The 18,846-nt window shown below is 58.1% G+C and carries 13 protein-coding genes and 1 riboswitch; of the genes, 7 read left to right on the forward strand and 6 right to left on the reverse strand.

Going from position 1 to position 18,846, the window contains the following annotated elements:
* The 3 genes from AC1EKE_RS03235 to AC1EKE_RS03245 all read right to left on the reverse strand — a co-directional run bounded on the left by AC1EKE_RS03235 (window position 1) and on the right by AC1EKE_RS03245 (window position 3,966).
* Complete coding sequence (locus AC1EKE_RS03235; RefSeq protein WP_480308264.1) at window positions 1-1,686, reverse strand: alpha-amylase family glycosyl hydrolase; 1,686 nt, start codon at window positions 1,684-1,686, stop codon at window positions 1-3.
* Window positions 1,687-2,033: 347 nt separating this feature from the next.
* The gene (locus AC1EKE_RS03240; RefSeq protein ID WP_480308169.1) at window positions 2,034-3,245 is read right to left on the reverse strand and encodes an OmpA family protein; all 1,212 of its coding nucleotides are present in this window, start codon (window positions 3,243-3,245) and stop codon (window positions 2,034-2,036) included.
* 205 nt (window positions 3,246-3,450) lie between these two features.
* Complete coding sequence (locus AC1EKE_RS03245) at window positions 3,451-3,966, reverse strand: hypothetical protein (RefSeq protein ID WP_480308170.1); 516 nt, start codon at window positions 3,964-3,966, stop codon at window positions 3,451-3,453.
* A 146-nt stretch (window positions 3,967-4,112) separates the two neighbouring features.
* Here AC1EKE_RS03245 and miaB point away from each other — a divergent pair, with 146 nt between their 5' ends.
* Window positions 4,113-5,447, forward strand: coding sequence for a tRNA (N6-isopentenyl adenosine(37)-C2)-methylthiotransferase MiaB (gene miaB, locus AC1EKE_RS03250; protein WP_480308171.1), 1,335 nt, complete (start codon window positions 4,113-4,115; stop codon window positions 5,445-5,447).
* Between the two features lie 90 nt (window positions 5,448-5,537).
* Here the strand turns inward: miaB and AC1EKE_RS03255 are convergent, their stop codons facing one another.
* Window positions 5,538-7,352, reverse strand: coding sequence for a THUMP domain-containing class I SAM-dependent RNA methyltransferase (locus tag AC1EKE_RS03255; RefSeq protein WP_480308173.1), 1,815 nt, complete (start codon window positions 7,350-7,352; stop codon window positions 5,538-5,540).
* A gap of 285 nt (window positions 7,353-7,637) precedes the next feature.
* Between AC1EKE_RS03255 and sppA the strand changes: the two genes are divergently transcribed.
* The 5 genes from sppA to dnaJ all read left to right on the forward strand — a co-directional run bounded on the left by sppA (window position 7,638) and on the right by dnaJ (window position 13,100).
* A complete protein-coding gene (gene sppA / locus AC1EKE_RS03260) occupies window positions 7,638-9,494 on the forward strand; it encodes a signal peptide peptidase SppA (RefSeq protein WP_480308174.1) in 1,857 nt (618 codons plus the stop codon).
* 24 nt (window positions 9,495-9,518) lie between these two features.
* Window positions 9,519-10,595, forward strand: coding sequence for a tetraacyldisaccharide 4'-kinase (lpxK, locus tag AC1EKE_RS03265; RefSeq protein ID WP_480308175.1), 1,077 nt, complete (start codon window positions 9,519-9,521; stop codon window positions 10,593-10,595).
* A gap of 22 nt (window positions 10,596-10,617) precedes the next feature.
* Window positions 10,618-11,058 (forward strand): dUTP diphosphatase, encoded by a 441-nt coding sequence (gene dut / locus AC1EKE_RS03270; protein ID WP_297128245.1) that lies wholly within the window; start codon window positions 10,618-10,620, stop codon window positions 11,056-11,058.
* Window positions 11,059-11,346: 288 nt separating this feature from the next.
* Window positions 11,347-11,931 carry a nucleotide exchange factor GrpE gene (locus AC1EKE_RS03275; protein ID WP_297128247.1) on the forward strand — a complete coding sequence of 195 codons (585 nt, stop codon included), beginning with the start codon at window positions 11,347-11,349 and terminating at the stop codon, window positions 11,929-11,931.
* A gap of 5 nt (window positions 11,932-11,936) precedes the next feature.
* Window positions 11,937-13,100, forward strand: coding sequence for a molecular chaperone DnaJ (dnaJ, locus tag AC1EKE_RS03280; protein WP_296158740.1), 1,164 nt, complete (start codon window positions 11,937-11,939; stop codon window positions 13,098-13,100).
* A 211-nt stretch (window positions 13,101-13,311) separates the two neighbouring features.
* On the opposite strand, the gene AC1EKE_RS03285 is transcribed toward dnaJ, so the two are convergent.
* Together AC1EKE_RS03285 and AC1EKE_RS03290 are read right to left on the reverse strand one after the other, a co-directional pair.
* Window positions 13,312-14,574: a phosphoglycerate kinase gene (locus AC1EKE_RS03285; RefSeq protein WP_480308178.1), complete on the reverse strand. Its 1,263-nt coding sequence runs from the start codon at window positions 14,572-14,574 to the stop codon at window positions 13,312-13,314.
* A gap of 172 nt (window positions 14,575-14,746) precedes the next feature.
* Window positions 14,747-15,856 (reverse strand): TlpA family protein disulfide reductase, encoded by a 1,110-nt coding sequence (locus AC1EKE_RS03290; RefSeq protein ID WP_480308179.1) that lies wholly within the window; start codon window positions 15,854-15,856, stop codon window positions 14,747-14,749.
* A 129-nt stretch (window positions 15,857-15,985) separates the two neighbouring features.
* Window positions 15,986-16,086, forward strand: a riboswitch (TPP riboswitch).
* Window positions 16,087-16,192: 106 nt separating this feature from the next.
* On the opposite strand from AC1EKE_RS03290, the gene AC1EKE_RS03295 reads away from it, so the two are divergent.
* Entirely contained in the window at window positions 16,193-18,481 is a 2,289-nt protein-coding gene (locus AC1EKE_RS03295) for a TonB-dependent receptor (RefSeq protein WP_480308181.1), read from the forward strand.
* The last annotated feature ends 365 nt before the right edge of the window (window positions 18,482-18,846 follow it).

Raw genomic sequence — 18,846 nt, forward strand, 5'->3', positions numbered from 1 at the left:
TCACTCGGGGAAGTAGGGGCTGAGCGGGCTAAAGAGGAGGACGCTGTAGTCGTGTGGGCGTACCTTGATGCGGTATGGTCGGTCGCTCTCTAAGGTCACCACCACCTCCTCACCGGTGCCGAGATCCAGCTGGCGACAGCTCTTCCCCTGGGGACAGCGAAGGGTCTCAAAGGCATGCTCCGGGATCGGTAGCGCGAGGTCGACGGAGTGGTCGGCAAAGTTCGCCACGACGAGTGCGAGCCTGCCCGGTCTGTAGCGGAGGAAGGCATATTGCTTACAGGGGTCCAGCCTGTCACTCACGGCGTACATGAGGTCAAAGAAGAGCCCGTGATGAAAGACCGGATAACGAGCCACCTCCAGTAAGCGACGATACCGCTCTCGGAGCTCCTGCTGCTCCTCCGACAGCAGGACTGGGTGGTGTAGTGCCCGCATCGACTCCATCGACCAGTAGTCGTAGATCGTGGTCCGGCCATTTCGTCCTGAGAAGCCCTCCTCATCCATACCATGCTCCCCGAGCATCTGCCCGAAGTAGATCATCATCGGTCCGCCGTCGATCAGGGCGGAGACCGCTACGGCAGGGATCCCTTTGGCTCCCGTGCCGACGATGAAGTCGCTGGCGAGCCGCTGCTCATCGTGATTTTCCATAAAGTGGAGCATCAGCCCCGACAGCCCCTCCTGCGACTGCCAAACGGAAGTGATGTCGGAGGCAGCGCGCTCTCCCTTGAGGACCCCCACGAGGGTGTCGTAGAGACCGACCTTGTCGTAGAGGTAGTCCAGCCCCGCATCCAGATACTCCCTGTAGCGCCACGGCTGGTAGATCTCGCCGATAAAGAGCAACTGCGGGAAGTCGGGACGGAGCTTTCTGATGACCCAGCGCCAGAAGGGGACCGGCACCATCTCCGCCATATCGCAGCGGAAGCCATCGACACCGAGCACAGACCAGTAGTAGAGGATATGGTACATCTTGGTCCAAGTGTCAGGGACCGGCTCCTCGAAGTGTGTCTCACCGGTGTCGGGGTCGACGCCATAATTGAGCTTCACCGTATCGTACCAGTCGTCCCGAGTAGGCTGAGCGTGGAAGACATCGTTGCCCGTCGCCCGTGCGGGATACTCCGAGTAGGCGGTTGGCTCAGGTCCGTAGTCTGAGCCGATCACTAACATCTGATCGGTGAGGTAGTAGAAGTTGTTGTCCCGGTGGAATCGCATACCCCGATCGTCCTGCTCCCCGAAGTCCTCCTCCAGTGGTGGTCTGCAGTCCGAGTGGTACTGCCGAGCGACATGATTGGGGACAAAGTCGATGATCACTCCCAGTCCGGCAGCGTGCGTCCGATCCACCAGCCGGCGAAACTCGTCCCGCCTCGCAGCCGAGTCATCGGCCAAGTCGGGATCCACATCGTAGTAGTCCTTGATCGCATAGGGAGAACCGGCACGCCCCTTCACTACATCGGGGTGATCGTGCGTGATCCCAGGGTAAGGGGTGGTGGTGGCATGCTCGAGGATACCGGTGTACCAGATATGAGTAAAGCCCAGACCTCTGAGGTCCGCGAGTCGTTCGTGGGTGACGTGACTCAGCTTACCGCAACCGTTCTCCTCTATTGAACCACCGGGGCGATTTTTCCCGCTCACGTTGCCGTATAGCCGGGGTAGCACCTGATAGATCAGCAGCTTGCCATTATCTCCATTCATGACGATGTTGTCTTTGCGTACCACATATTATAGACTAACGCTTTATCACAATAGCCCAATACAGTGTCAAATGTAGCTATTTTCCCAATGATCCAAGGCAGTGACAGTGTCGTCTTGGCTGAGATAAGGGCACTTAACTTCTCCGAGAGCTTCAGTGACGCAAATATACCACCTCCACATAAGGGGATTGTCTCCTATGGTCTCTCCGGGTCTCTTTCTATCTATTAAGGACTAAAAATGTAGACTACGGAGACACTTTTTTTGAGTCCCCAGATAAGAAGAGAGGTCCCACAGGCAATCCTGTGAGACCTCTCGATAGATTAGTGAGTGTTCCCTAAGGGATCAGATCACTTGCTCTTCATGATGACTACGCGGTTCCAGGCGTTGATGTCATAGGGCTGTACGTCAGAGCCCTTGTAGTCGATCGTGATCAGCTCAGAAGGTACACCATACTCGTTGATGAGCTTGTCAGCAACGTTGCGGGCACGCTTCTCAGAGAGCTGCATGTTGTAGTCAGAGGTACCGGTCTGTACGTCTGCGTAGCCGGTAACGGTGATCGGGGTGTTGTTAGCCTTTACGTACTCAGCGGTGTTGTAGAGGTTGATCTCCTGATTCTTGTCGATCTTAGAGCTGTCGATACGGAAGTAAACGACATTCTCATAGCTCTGAGCTACAGCAGCGGGCTTTACCTCAGGGCACTCAGGGCAGCGTACGGGACGCTTGCTGAGCTCAGCATTCTGGCTGCGGAGGTCGTTGAGCTGGCTCTGGAGGCCATTAACGAGATCCCAGTCCATAGGCTGTACGCCATTGAACTCTACGTCACCTACGTTGAAGGTAAGACCACCGCGAACACCGGTGATGATGTCGCCATGACCAAAGCCAGGTACGAAAGTAGCCTGGGGAGCGATGGTCAGAGCCACACGCGGGGTGAAGTTGATATTGAAGTCAATACCGAGGTTGGCAGAGATAGCGTGATCGATCTCACCGAAGAACTGATCCTTAGCACCATTCACCTTAGTGTCAGTGAAGATAGCCTTGAAATTCTCATCAGATGCCTTCTGATCCACACCCATAATGTTGGAGCCAAAGTAACCCAGACCGAGGTAGGGCACTACGTGGAAGACACGATTGGCATCGTAGGGAGCAAAGTAATTGGTGATGTCGAAGAGGAAATCAAAGTGGGGGTTGATGGCGCGAAGCTCGATAGGCTTAGCGGCACCAAAGGCCTTGATGTTGTTGTAGTCGATAGCCAGACGGGTACCGAAGTAGGGGTTGTGCCACTGACCTACAGCGATGCCGGCGCTCCAGCTAAACTTGTCACCAAAGGCTGCGTCTCTCTGAGCCTTTACGACAGCACCATCCTTCCAGTGAGTGTAGAAGGGGACGTTGATGCCACCGAGAGCCTGGATGAACCAGTGGCTGCTGGTGGGCTCAAAAGCCACCTTGTTGGCGGGGGTCTCAGCGAGGTACTCCTCGTTGGACTTAACCTCCTGTGCGTTTACTGACATGCCGATGAGGCCTGCAGCAACTGCGGAGAGAGTAAGAAGAGTCTTTCTCATAATTTCCTAAGTTCGTTAGTGTATATTAATAATGTATGTTATCTATATTGGTTAGGCCTTCTCGCACCGCTCAGTCAAGAGCCAGCCTGAGGACTACCTGCCATTTCGATACAAAGGTAGTAAATAAAATCTTATTTCATCAAAATCGCTGTCCAATCGCTCAAATGAGAGACCAAATCAGGCTCTGGCACTCCTCCTACGAGACTTAAGCCCCTCTCCGTCTCAGGATCTCTGCTCTCAGGATCGCATCGCGGAGGGTCTGGCTCCTATCCTCAGTGTCGAAGAGTTTGCTCCCGAGACACTCCTCTGGTTCGTTAGCCACTGAGTGGGAGAGGTGCTCCATCTCATCCTGACGTCGCCGTAGGATATACTCGCTCGGCCTGAGCGTGCTGTGGTAGTCCCTCATCCGCATCGTCGTGTCGGTGGAGGCCGGGGTCATAGCAGGTCCTCTCATCTCGTCCACGACCGTAAGTACCGGTGGCATCTGCTTTGTCCGCTTCCTCCGATGAGGCTTCGCGGGCGCAGCTGCGGGCTTAAGGAGTTCGCTCAGCGTCTGCCAGAGACCACCCGACTCCACCTCCTTACCCTCCCCGGCCTTGCCCCTGACCTTTTCCTGAGTCGGCTTTCCCGTCCTCGTCCGATCGCGCTTCGGAGAGGAGAGGAGCTTACTCACTACGATGAAAGCGATGATGATCAGTAGCTTGTACATTGTCTCAGGCACGTCTATGTCAGTGATTACGATCCAAATTTAAGCAAAAGTAACACAATCCACAAAACTCTCCTATGCGTCTGATGCCAAAAGGGCGGAATGGTTTAAGCCCCCCACCCTTTTTCGTACCTTTGCGGTCGCTAAAGAGACGCTATAAGATGCAGACAACGAAATACCTATACTTAGAGACCTATGGTTGCCAGATGAATGTCGCTGACTCCGAGGTGATACGCGCTGTGATGCAGACCATAGGGTACGAGATGACTGAGGAGATCGACCAAACCGATGCGATCTTCCTCAATACCTGCTCTGTGCGAGAGAATGCGGAGCAGAAGATCTATACCCGCCTCTCCCAGCTGAGAGCTCTGCGGGAGAGGCTCGCCCGCCCTATCGTCATCGGTGTGCTGGGCTGTATGGCGGAGAATGTGAGGGAGGCACTCATCACCGAGCATCACGCTGACCTGGTCGCCGGGCCCGACTCCTACCAAGACCTACCCAATCTCGTCAGCGCCGCCGAGGCGGGTGAGCCGGCAGTCAATGTCACCCTCTCCCGCTCCGAGACCTACGCCGACATCGTGCCGGTAAAGCTCCCCGGGGTCCACATCTCAGGATACCTATCTATAATGAGAGGGTGCGACCAATTCTGCACCTACTGCATCGTCCCCTACACTCGGGGGCGGGAGCGGAGCCGGGAGGTGGAGAGCATCCTCACCGAGCTCGATATGATGCGGGAGATGGGCTATCGAGAGGTGGTGCTCCTCGGACAGACGGTTGACGCCTACTCCTACACGGACGAGGCAGGAGAGACGACCGACTTCCCACGTCTCCTCAGTATGGTTGCCGATCGGGCCCCTGAGATGCGGATCCGCTTCACGTCACCCAATCCCATGGACATGACCGATGAGACCCTCCACGCCATGGCAGCGCATCCCAATATCTGTCGCCATATCCACCTGCCCCTCCAGAGTGGATCCGACGCCGTACTCAAGCGGATGCGTCGCGGGTATGACGTCGCTCAGTACAAGAGGCGAGTCGAGGCGATCCACCGGATCCTCCCCGACTGCGCCATCACCACCGACATGATCACCGGATTCTGTGGCGAGACGGAGGAGGACTTCTGCGAGACCCTCGAGCTGATGGAGTGGGTCCCCTTCGACAGCGCCTACATGTTCTACTACTCGGAGCGCCCCGGCACCTACGCTGCCAAGTACCTCGCCGACGATGTGCCCGAGGAGGTCAAGATCGACCGGCTCAGCCGTATGATCGACCTGCAGCGCCGACTCTCTGAGGAGTCGAATAGGCGACAGGTCGGTCGGGATGTGGAGGTCCTCGTGGAGGGCTTCTCCAAGCGATCCAGAGCCCAGCTCTCCGGCCGCACCTCGCAGGACAAGGTGGTGGTCTTTGACAAAAAGGAGGGCATACACTTCGGTGACACGGTCCGCTGCCACATCGACGACGTCACCAGCGCCACCCTACTCGGACACCTCGTCTGACCGGCTGGTATACCATGTAATATAAGGAGATCTGATCCACGTGTGATCAGATCTCCTTTTTTTATGGATAAAAGAGGCTTGCCTCCTATCTTACTCCTCCGAGTCCTTCTCTCGGCGACGGGGGCGGAAAGAGCGGGGTCGCTCCTCACGGTCATCATAGCGTCGAGGCCGACGCTCCTGACGATCATCATCGCCTAATTTCGCGCGGAAGGCAGGCTGTCTGTCGTCTCTGCGGTCAGAGCGACGAGGGCGGAAGCCCTCCCCACCGGAGCGGCGCTCGAAGCGATGCGGACGATCCTCCGACTGCTCGCCATCCCGATCCCTATACGGGCGGCGCTCGAAGCGATGCGGACGACCCTCCGACTGCTCGCCATCCCGATCCCTATACGGACGGCGCTCGAAGCGACGCGGACGATCCTCCGACTGCTCACCGTCCCGGTCCCTATACGGGCGACGCTCGAAGCGACGCGGACGATCCTCCGACTGCTCGCCATCCCGACCCCTATACGGGCGACGCTCGAAGCGACGCGGACGATCCTCTGACTGCTCGCCATCACCAGCGGGACGCTTCCCATAGGGCTTGCCACTCCGGTGCGGACGACGCTCCCGGTCGCTGTCGAAGGTCTGATCATCCTTACGGTAACCAGTCATCGATCGACGGAAGTCCTCCTGCTCTCTATAGAATGAACCACGCTCCTCGAGAGGCTCCAGCTCTCCCGCATCCGACAGCTCCTGCAGATGCTCGTCACGCTTCCCTGCAAAGAGCTCGTAGCCACGCAGCTCACACGGGAGGGAGCCATTGTACAGCTCCTGCCTTACGGACTGCTTCAGCCCCACAGCGTCAAATCCCTCCTGACCCGAGGAGATGATCCACGCCTTCCAGCCCGAGAAGGCGTGCTTAAGCGTCGAGCCGATGGAGCCATACAGCCCCTCGACCGACTCAGGGCGCATACGCTCCCCATAAGGCGGATTCATCACGATGAGCCCGGTGTCGGCAGGTCGGTTGTCGAGCGTATAGGCATCGACAGGGCAGACATTGAGGTCAATGTACTTCTGCACGCCTGCACGCTGGATATTCGTCCGGGCGATGGCGATCGCCTTAGGATTGATGTCCGAGCCATAGATCTTATGCTTCGGCTCCACCTCATCCCAGTCCTCAAGCACCTCATCGAGTAGCGCCCGATCAAAGTCGAGCCACCGCTCAAAGGCAAAGTGATCCCTGAAGATACCCGGTGGCACATGCGCTGCCATCAGGGCCGCCTCAGTCAGGAACGTCCCCGAGCCACACATCGGGTCCAGCAGGACGCAGCTGTCATCCCATCCGGCACGCATCAGGATCCCCGCTGCCAGCACCTCGCTGATCGGTGCTGGTCCCTGCGCCACCCGGTAGCCCCGCTTATGGAGCGACTCCCCGGAGGCGTCGAGCGCCAGCGTGACCACCGTGTCAGCGATATGGACGTGGAAGCGCACGTCCGGATCCGTCACCGCGACATTGGGGCGACGATCGGCATGCTCCCGGAAGAAGTCCGACACCGCATCCTTGGCGCGGTAGGCGACAAACTTGCTGTGGGTGAAGACATCCGAGTAGACCACCGTGTCGAAGGCAAAAGAGCTATTGGGCTCTAGGAAGTCCCCCCAGTTCACATCATTATGCAGATGCTCGTAGAGCTCGTCCGCATTAGTAGCCTCAAATTGATCAATCGGGACCAGCACCCTCAGAGCGGTGCGCAGATGGACATTGGATTTGTAGAGAAGGCGCTTATCGCCCCTAAAAGCAACCATACGACGCCCCGGCTTAACATCAGACGCGCCCAGGGCTTCCAGCTCTTTACAGAGGATATCCTCCAGGCCCGCCATCGTCTTGGCGAGCATATCGAAGGTGCCCTCGGTATGACTTACACTCATCAAATAAGTATTCTTTGTTTATTATCCGGCAAAGGTACGAAGAATAAGACCGCTACAAAATGCCCCACAGCATAGCCCCTGCTGGGCACACACCGGGACCACCAGAGGACACCACTAGTCTAATGCCGGTAATAGATGCAGCTCTGACCGCTCTTAGACCGTTGTGTAAGAAAAGGACTTTCGGGTGCTAATTTCTATCATTTCATAAAGATTGGTAAGTTTGTGGGTGAGGGTGGAGGGAGTACTATCCGGGATATAAGTCAAAGACAACATACAACTTCGGTAATGAAAGATTTTCTCAAAATGGTGGGCGCATCCTGTCTGGGATTTGTGCTGGCCAATGTGGTAGTCATCATCCTCTCGATGCTGATCCTCGGGGCGATGATCGGTGGGATCACCGACCTGATCAAGAGCAATAAGGTCAAGACGGAGACGACCCTCTCCTCCGGCAGCGTCTTACTCCTCGACCCTGTGGGTGAGATAGCCGACACCTCCACGGACGATGCCTTCAGCTCGATCGTTGCTTTCGGTGGAGATGGCGACAAGAAGAGCTACACCCTCCCGGAGATCGTCCGCGCCATTGAGGAGGCACGGACGAGCTCTAAGGTGGACGCCATTGTGCTGAGGTTGGACCAGTGCTTCATGAGCTTCGACACCGCGCAGGCGATTCGTGATGCGCTGCTGCGCTTCAAGGAGGGAGGCAAGCCGATCTACGCTTACGGGAAGGCCTTTACCCTCGGTAATTACTACATCTCCTCCGTGGCAGATAAGATCTACGCTGGTCCGGAGGCGATGATGGCGCTGTCGGGACTGAGCTCGCAGATCCCCTTCTACACCGGTCTCCTGCAGAAGCTCGGGGTGAAGTTTCAGATCTTCAAGGTCGGCACCTTCAAGAGCGCTGTCGAGCCCTACATGCTCGACCATATGAGTGAGGCCAATAGGCTCCAGACGCAGACTTTCTTAGACGGTCTCTGGCAGGGGACCGTGAGCGAGATGGCCGAGGCACGTGGGATCGATGAGGCGGTCTTCCACCGCTATGCCGATGAGGGTCTCTTCATGAGCCGCATCGATACCGCCTTAGTGTACGGACTGGTCGACTCGCTCGTCTACGAGACCGACATCGAGCAAGTGCTCGCCTCCAAGATCTACGAGGATGAGGATGCGGACGAGCTGGACGAGGTGCGGGCAGACCTGGTGCTCAATGCACGCAAGCCGGTCAAGTCGATCAATAAGATCGCCATCGTCTACGCCGAGGGCAATATCGTGGATGGTCGCCCGTCCAATGACAACCCCTTCGCGACGCAATCCAAGCTGATCGACCAGCGCATCGCCGATAAGCTCCACGAGATCGCCGATGACGATGACATCGATGCGGTCGTCCTGCGCGTCAATTCCGGTGGTGGCTCCGCCGCACAGTCCGAGCTGATCTGCCGCGAGGTGATCCGGCTCAAGGAGCAGAAGCCGATCGTCGTCTCGATGGGTGGCATGGCCGCCTCGGGCGGGTACTACATCTCGTCCAATGCGAGCGAGATCATCGCCGGGCCCTACACGCTGACCGGATCGATCGGCATCTTCGGGATGTTCCCCACCTTCAAGGGCACGGCCGATAAGCTGGCGCTCACCTTTGACACCGTGAAGACAAATAAGATGTCAGACTTCGGAGACGCCACACGCGAGATGCGTCCGGAGGAGCAGGCGCTGATGCAGAAATATGTGGAGGAGGGGTACGACCAATTCCTCACCCGCGTCTCTGAGGGGCGTGATATGACGAAAGAGCAGGTCGACTCGATCGGTCAGGGTCGTGTATGGCTCGGGCAGGATGCCCTCCGTCTCGGCCTCATCGATAAGCTCGGCACCCTCGATACGGCTATTGAGGAAGCAGCCCGCCTCGCCGACCTCGACGACTACAAGGTGGTCGATATGGTGGAGAAGGAGGACTTCTGGGAGTCTCTCTTCGGCACCAGTCTGGAGACTCGCCTGCGGATGATGACCGCCAACCGGGAGGACCGCCTGATGGAGTACGCCGCACGGATGCTGGACAGCCAGGTAGGTGTCCGAGCTCAGGTGCCCTACGAGCTGCAGGAGGGTCTCTGGATCAGCAAGCCCCGGGAGAGCAGCCTGCTGCCGTCACTGCTGCGGTAAGGATAAGGAGAAGCATCGCTCATCGTGAGGATCGGAAGTCACAATATCCTACTCAAGGTCCCTGCCCTACTCTACGGGTGGGGCGTGGGAGTGCGCAACTTCCTCTACGATGAGGGTATGCTCAAGGGGTATAAGTCCTCTATCCCGGTCATATGCATCGGCAACGTCGCTGTAGGGGGGACCGGCAAGACACCGCACGTCGAGCGGGTGATCCGGATGCTCCGCGACGAGTATCGGATCGCAGTGCTGACGCGGGGTTATGGTCGCTCCGGCAAGGGTCCTGCGGTGGTCTCCGTAGACGATGATGCCTCCATGGTGGGGGATGAGCCGCTCCAGATCAAGCGGAAGTTCCCCGAGGTCATTGTCTATGTGGATGGGGATCGGAAGCGAGCCCTGCAGACCCTCGAGCAGATGCCGGAGGAGCTACGCCCCGAGGTGGTGGTGATGGACGACGGATTTCAGCACCGGGCGGTGATCCCCGCCTACAGCATCGTCCTCACAGCCTACGACCACCCATTCACGCGCGACAGCTTCATGCCCTACGGTACGCTTCGCGATGACCCCTCCTCTGCGGATCGGGCGGAGTCGATCATCGTCACCCACACCCCGGACGACTGCAAGCCGATCGACCTAAGGATGATGATGGGCGAGCTTCCGCTCAAGGACTACCAGGATGTCTACTTCAGCCGTCCCATGTATGGTGCGGCGACCCCCCTCTTTGACACCGATCAGCCCGGCCCGGCCCCGACCCCGGAGTCACGCATCTCCGCAGTCGCCGGTATCGCCGACCCGGAGCACTTCTTCGACAAGGTACGGGAGCTCTTCCCGGAGACGGAGGAGCTGATCGTGTACGACGACCACCATCCGTATGACGAGGATGATCTGGAGGAGCTCAGGGAGCTGATCCAGGATCCGGACTGCTTCCTCATCACCACGGAGAAGGATGGGATGCGGCTCCTGAGCCACGCTGACCAGCTCACGCCCGAGGAGCGCAGTCGGATCCTCTACCTCCCGATCGAGGTGAGCCTCTCACCCAAGCAGGAGCGGCGCTTCCGAGAGCGACTGCACCGGGCGATCAAGAATAATGGTCTCCACCTCTGACCCCACTCACCCTTTTTTACCCATGTCTACGACCATTCGGATAGTGAATAAGAGCGGACAACCGCTCCCCACCCACGCCACAGCCGGCTCAGCCGGGCTCGACCTCCGTGCCGCTCTCGAGGAGCCGATGACGCTGGAGCCACTCGACCGGGCGCTGATCCCGACCGGACTCTACTTCGCCATCCCGGCGGGGTACGAGGTGCAGATACGCCCCCGCAGTGGACTTGCGATGAAGCACGGCATCACGGTGCTCAATACCCCCGGCACCATCGACAGCGACTACCGCGGAGAGATCCGTGTGGCGCTGATCAACCTCTCCCGCGAGCCCTTCACGATCGAGCCGGGAGAGCGGATCTGCCAGATGGTCCTGGCGCGCTACGAGCAGGTGGAGTGGATCGAGACCGACCAGCTCGACGACACTGACAGGGGCGAGGGCGGCTTCGGTCATACCGGTCGTAACTGACAGCGTAAGACCTTTGCAAAAAGGTCTTTCGCCGAAAAAGCACCGCTTTTTCGGCAGGGACTTTGTAGAACACCCCAGATGCAAGGAACTGAGAGTGAGGGCGAAGGGAGTGTGCTTACGCACATGACCAAGCCCGAATCTCGAAAGTGACGCCGCAGATGGGGTATTATGCAAAGGTCTCAGAGTAGGAGATAGTCGGGCAGTCTGGTACCCTTTTTGCATACCAAAGGATGCCGACCGCCCCTCTTGTGTGCGGTCACGTAAGAGACAATAGTATTTTATCGAGATATGAAGGAGAATAAGAAGCATAAGAATGCCCCCCACCGGAAGGATCCGGAGGAGCAGGTAGAGGAGCAGGTAGAGCAGCAGGAGACCACCCCGACAGACGATGAGACCCCCACCCCGGAGCCCAAGGATGAGGAGGAGTCGAGGGTAGACGATCTGCTCGACAAGTACGCTGAGCTGCAGGACAGCTACCTGCGTCTGAGGGCGGAGTTTGACAACTACAAGAAGCGCACCCTCCGGGAGAAGTCTGACCTCATGAAGTATGGCGCCGAGCGGACCGTGGTGACGATGCTGGACGTGCTGGATGACTTTGACCGCGCCATCGAGAGCATGGACCAGGCGACGGATGTCGATGCTGTCAAGGAGGGCGTGCTGCTGGTGAGGGATAAGTTCATCAGCGCCCTCCGCTCCGAGGGCGTGCACGAGATGGAGGTACAGGGCGTCGACTTTGACCCCGAGCTGCATGAGGCTGTCGCCATGAGCGACGGCACGGAGGAGCAGAAGGGGAAGATCATCGACTGCGTCCTCAAGGGCTATGTGCTCAATGACAAGGTGATCCGCCATCCTAAAGTGGTGGTGGGCAAGTAAGAGATATGGCGACGAAGAGAGATTACTACGAGATACTGGGGCTCACCAAGGAGGCCTCAGCCGATGAAATCAAGAAGGCCTACCGCAAGACTGCCCTCAAGTATCACCCGGACCGCAATCCGGGCGACAAGAGTGCCGAGGAGAAGTTTAAGGAGGCTGCCGAGGCGTATAGTGTCCTGAGTGACCCGGAGAAGCGTCAGCGGTATGACCAGTTTGGCCACGCCGGTGTCGATGGTGCTGCCGGGGCGGGCGGCTTCAGTGGCGGAGGTATGTCTATGGAGGACATCTTCAGCCAGTTTGGCGATCTCTTTGGTGGCTTCGGCGGCTTCGGTGGCTTCGGTGGCTTCGGTGGAGGCGGCGGTGGCTACAGTCGTCAGATGCGCGGATCCGACCTGCGCATAAGGGTCCACCTGACCCTCGATGAGGTACTCAAGGGGACGACGAAGAAGCTTAAGATCAAGAAGCAGGTCCCCTGCGAGCACTGCCACGGCTCCGGAGCCGAGAGCCCGAGCGACGTCGTCACCTGCCCCACCTGCCACGGATCGGGCACCGTGATCCGGACCCAGGAGTCCTTCTTCGGTCAGATGCAGACCCAGAGCGTCTGCCCCACCTGCCACGGTACCGGCAAGGAGATCCGTAAGAAGTGCTCCCACTGCGCTGGTCAGGGGGTAAAGTCGGGCGAGGAGGTACAGGAGATCCACGTCCCCGCCGGCGTCGAGGACGGCATGCAGATGCGCGTCCGCGGTGGGGGCAATGCGGGCCCTAATGATGGTGTGAGTGGCGACCTGATCGTCGAGTTTGCCGTCCGCTCCGATGAGCGCTTCGTGCGCCACGGCAGCGACCTGCTCTACAGCCTCCTCCTGCCGATCGATGAGGCGATCCTCGGTGGCAAGGTGATCGTGCCGACCCTCGAGGGGGATGTCAAGGTGACGATCAAGCCGGGGACCCAGCCCGGTGAGATCCTGCGACTGCGCAATAAGGGACTACCCTCCGTCGATGATGCCCGGAGGGGGGACGAGCTGATCTCGATCCAGGTCCACATCCCCTCACGGCTCAGTGGCGACGACCGCAAGCTGGTGGAGCAGATGGCGACACGGTCGGCATTTCACCCCACGGAGGCGGACCGCAAAGCACACGCCTCCAAGCAGCGTAGCCGTATGGAGCTGTAAGGAAGGCCCCTCGCCAAGCGTCAGATAATCAGTACCCGGACTAATATCGGTAAAAGAAATTTCCCTCTCCCCGTAAGGCATCAGCGCATAGGGGAGTCGCTCCCTTTGGGGTCTGAAAAAGGTAGCTCTCGCTGCACGATAAAAGAATAAAGGCGGGCACCCTCCACACCGGAGGATGCCCGCCTTTTTCTTTTATCCTAATAGAGGGACTTTACTTCTCAATCGCTGCGATGCCGGGAAGTGTCTTGCCCTCGATAGCCTCGATGAGTGCACCACCACCGGTGGAGACGTAGCTCACCTCGTCAGCGAGGTGGTACTTATTGATCGCCGCTACGGAGTCGCCACCGCCGACGAGCGAGTAAGCACCGCCCTTCGTCGCCTCGGCAACCGCCTTAGCGACTGCCTCAGTACCCTTGCCAAACTTATCGAACTCGAAGACTCCCGCAGGACCATTCCACAGGATCGTCTTTGACTGGAGGATCACCTCACGGAAGAGCTCGATCGTCTTCGGACCGATGTCCAGCCCCTCGCGATCATCGGGGATGTCGTTGCAGGGGACCACCTCACTATCTGCATCGGGGGCAAAGTCGGTGGCTGCGACGCAGTCGGTGCCGAGTACGAGGCGGACACCATTCTTCTTCGCCGTCTCCTCGATCTCGCGTGCCACATCGAGCTTATCCTCCTCCAGGAGAGACTTGCCGACCTTACCGCCACGAGACTTCATGAAGGTGTAGGTCATACCACCAGTGAGGATCAGGTTGTCTACCTTGCCGAGGAGATTCATGATCACATCGATCTTTGTGGAGACCTTGGAGCCACCGAGGATGGCGGTGAAGGGGTGCTTGGCGTTATTCAGGATCTCATTGACCGCATTCACCTCCTTCTGCATCAGGTAGCCAAACATCTTGTGATCCGCATCGAAGTAGTCTGCGATCAGTGCTGTGGAGGCGTGAGCGCGGTGGGCAGTGCCGAAAGCATCATTCACATACACCTCGGCGAGGTCTGCCAGCTCCTTGACAAATCCCTTCTGGCTCGCCTTGACAGCCTTCTTGGCAGCAGCGGTCTCCTCCTCGGAGGCGTCCTTGGGGAGGCCCATCGGCTTGCCCTGCTCCTCAGCGTGGAAGCGAAGGTTCTCCAGGAGGAGCGCCTCGCCGTCCTTGAGCTCCATCGCCATCCGCTTCGTCTCCTCGCCGACGCAATCGGGAGCGAGCTTCACGTCCACACCGAGCAGCTCAGAGACGTGGGAGAGGATGTTCTTCATGGAGAGCTTGGGGTCGGCACCGGTCTTGGGGCGACCGAGGTGGGAGGCGATGATGAGACGACCTCCGTCGCCGAGGATCTTCTTGAGGGTCGGGAGGGCGGCACGGATGCGGGTGTCGTCCGTGATCTGAAGATTATCGTCCAGAGGGACATTAAAGTCGACGCGCACGAAGACGCGCTTCCCGCCGAAGTTGTAGTCTTGAATCTTTGCCATTGCTAAAGGGTTTTATTAGTGTATTGATCTCTTTCTTACTCCACAAATTTAATAAATTCTTGGTGAATCATCCGCGATCGCCCCGAGCTGACAGAGGGGAAAAAACGAGGGATGGGCGTGCTGCCTCCGCGGAGACGGCACGCCCATCGCTGTCAGTGTGGGGAGAGAAGGATCAGAGACCGAGGTCGGCGATCTTGGCGCTCATCTCGTTGGCGTCATTTGTCTTAAGCTCGATGGTCCCCTTGGGATTGATTAGGATCATCGTCGGGATCGCCTGGATGCCGTAGGCATCGGCAAAGGCGCTCGTGGAGTCAAAGACAGTGGTCCAGGTCATACCGAGCTCCTTACGAGCCTGAGTATTTGCCTCGAAGGTCTCATTGATACCACCGATGCTCACCACCTTGATCGTGGAGGGATGACCCTTCACGATCTCAGCGAGGTGTGGCATAGCAGCACGGCAGGGACCGCACCAGGAGGCCCAGACGTCGATGAGGAGGTACTTGCCCTCCTCCCGCAGCTGGCTCACGCGGATTTCCTTACCGGTCTCGTCGGTCATCGTCACATCGACGTAGGGCTGACCGGCGCTGGTCTTCTGCTCCGCCAGCTGAAGCTCATAGAGCTTCTTGAGGTCCGAGTCCTCCTTCACCAGGTCTCCCGCCGACTCGTAGAGCTCGACGAAGCCCTTAGCATCAGAGGTGGGATAGAGGGAGAGAGCCATCCGCCCCAGCTCGTTATCCTTATTTTGCTCAAAGCACTTACGGGCAATCTCTGCCACCCGTGTGGAGAAGCGATCCGAGACCTCGGCTCCCTTCTCGGAGATCTCAGGGGTCACCTTATTTCCGGCAGCCTTGTACGCCTCCTGGAGGGCGATGCTCTCGCGGGCGTAGTCTCCGTAAGCACTATTGTACTCCTCGGTGAGGGTCGCCAGCTGGCGATTCATCGGTGTGGAGGTCTCGTCGTAGGTGTAGCTCTGGCTGACGCTATCGGTGACGATCGTCGAGGTCCCCTTCTCGGAGAAGTAGCCGATGGCTCGGTCCCCCAGCTGGAGGTCATATCGAGCGAGGGAGACGGTGTCGGGGAGGACAAGCTCAAAGGCTCCTGAGGTTACCTGAGCGGAGTCGATCCGCTCACCATCAGCGTTGATGAGCGTAGCGTACTGCCCCTCGAGGCTCTGGGGGAGGTTGCTTCCCCTAAGGCGGGGAGCGGTACCCTCCTTAGTGCAGGCGATAGTGCCGGCTGCCAGTAGCCCGGCAGAGAGGAGCAGGAGTAAGGACTTCTTCATATTGTGTTTCTTATTATATAGGTGAGTCATTGAGGTGCAAATCTACCACTTTCCTGATTTACCCGGGTCAGAAGAGGGACTTTAGGAAAATATAACTACCTTTGCCCCCGCAACGAGAGAAGTCCCGTTGCCTTCGCCTAGGGGTGCCTGTCCGCAAGGGGCAGGCTGAGAGCAGACCCTCCGAACCTGTCCGGATCATTCCGACGTAGGAAAGTGCGTGATACCGACTGCCTCCGTGTAGGTAGTCCCCCATCATCAAGATCTGCTCGCCCACACCCTGTGGGCTTCGTGCCCGAGTGCGACACTTACTTTATCATCTTTATATAGAGCAGATACATGAATAATCTTATCTCCAGACTTCTGTCTGTCGGAGCTCTCAGCGGAGCTCTCCTCCTCGGCGCCAGCGCCCAGGATGTCTCACAGGAGTACGATCTGGATGCCGTGGAGGTCCTCGGCATCCGCCCCGGACAGCTCACCCCGGTCACCAAGCAGACGATCAAGCTCCCCGAGCTGAAGCTCCATACCACGGCGTGGGACGTGCCTACGCTCCTCCGCGGCACGCCCTCCCTCATGATCACTCAGGATGCCGGTACGATGGGCGGCTACACCGGCTTCTCCATCCGTGGCGTCGACCCCTCGCGCGTCAATATCACTGTCAATGGTGTCCCGGTCAATGACTCCGAGAGTCAGGCGGTCTTCTGGGCCAATATGCCCGACTTCGGCAGCCGTCTCTCCGATATCGTCATCGTCCGTGGTGCCGGGTCGTCCACCTTCGGTGCCGGAGCCTTCGGTGCGACGATGGATATGCGCATCGCCATCCCCGAGGCCGAGGCCGGTGGTAGTGTCTCCACCTACTGGGGCTCCTACGGCATGCGCCGCGATATGGTGCACCTTGCGAGCGGCATCCTCGGCAGTGGCTGGCGGCTCAATGGCTCCCTCTCCCGCACCTCGAGCAATGGCTACATCGACCGAAGTGGCAGCAAGGGACTCTCTTACCTGATGCAGGCCTACTACGGTGGCGACAATTACTCCCTCCAGCTAATCCATCACCTCGGGGACCAGCAGACTCAGGTGGCGTGGAATGGTATCTCACCCGAGAATATGGAGAAGCTCGGACGCACCTACAATAGCGCCGGTCTGATGAACCCTGACGAAAAGGATGTAGCGAAGCAAAAGTTTTACCCCGACCAGAACGACAACTACAAGCAGGGTCACACCTACCTGATCTTCAAGCACCACCCCTCGGACCGCTTCAGCTACGATGTGACGCTCCACTACACGAGGGGCTTTGGCTACACCAGGGAGTTCCGCACCGGTCGGAAGTACAAGGAGTACTACCTCATCCAGCCAGGTGAGGACAATAAAGTCAGCCTGATCCGCGAGAAGTATCTCGACAACCACTTCCTCGGCGGGATCGTCAATGGACTCTGGACTCTAGACAAGGGTCGCATCAATGCAGGCCTCTCAGTTAACCGCTACTGGGGCGACCACTACGGCATCCTCCCCTGGGTCGATGGCTATAAGGTAGGTCAGGAGGCCGTCTTTGGTCCCTACTATCCCGATGCGGAGTACTACCGCAACTCGTCTGCCGTCCTCGACCTCTCTGCTTACGTCAAGGGCGAGTGGGACTTCACCTCCACCCTTATGGGCTACCTCGACCTGATGTACCGCTATGTAGGCACCACGATGACTGGACTCTCCGATAAGCCCTCCGATAAGACCGGTAAGATGGATATCCTCGACTACAATGGCGACAACGCTCCGAGATACAACTTTATCCTACCCAAGGTAGGGCTCAATTTCCACCCATCACGCCACCACTCCTACTACATCTCTTACGCCACCGCTGCCAAGGAGCCCAATCGTAAGATGTTCACCGAGAGCCGCACCTACGACAAGGACGGCAATCTTGTCCTCCCCCGTCCCGAGTATATGGGCGACCTCGAGATCGGCACCGAGCAGAGATGGGGAAGTGTCGGACTTTTCGTCAATGGCTACTTTATGCACTACAAGGATCAGATCGTGCCTAATGGTCAGAAGAGTGACGTGGGCGAAAACCTGATGATCAACGTCCCCAAGAGCTACCGTCTCGGTGTCGAGATGGGCGCCGACTGGCAGGCTCTCCCTCAGCTCCGTCTCGCCGCCAATATCACCCTCTCCCGCAATAGGATCCAGGACTACACCTTCTACGAGACGATGTACGACACGGAGTGGAATAAGACCCCCACAGAGGTACACGAGACCTCAGTGCCAATCGCTGACGCCCCCTCTATCATCTCCAATCAGTCGATCACTTGGACGCCGATCAAGAACCTTATGATCGACCTCACCGGTAACTACGTCGGCGACCGCTATCTCGACAACAGCGGCCTCGCCGAGCGCAAGATCAAGGGCTACTACCTCGCCAACCTGACCATTAACTACGGCATCGAGTTGCCCAAGGGACAGCGCATCGATCTGCAGGGGCAGGCGATCAACCTCCTCAATACTCAGTACTCCACCTACGGCGGAGCTGAGGGCTACTTCTCCAAGGACGAGCAGGGCAAGGTGACCCGCAGCGCTTGGACTTGGTTTTACCCCGCCGCACCGATCCACTTCGTAGCCGGCGCCACCTATACCTTCTGATAGGTCTATTTACTCCCAACTAAAGCGTGATGGGCTCCCCACTCTGATCTTCAGAGCGGGGAGCTTTTTTTTGCGCGGTCGCTCTCGGGTAAATCTAATACCGATATTAGTGTCGCCTAATATCGGTAAAAGACCTAATATCGGTAAAAGAAATTCCCTACTCCCAGCGACCCAGTAGAGGGTGATGAGAGGAGGGCTTTCGGTGACTGTAAGGTCCTCGTGCCACATTCCAATGATTTTTCTTGGTGTGGGGCTGTGAAGTCAAAGAATTTGGTAGCTTTGTGATGGGCTTTGCCGGAAGATCGCTCACCCGCCATCAGGCGAGCAGAACTGAGGGTGAGGTACCCGCTTCTATACATAAGAGA

The sequence above is a fragment of the Porphyromonas sp. C0041D3 genome (assembly GCF_056590575.1).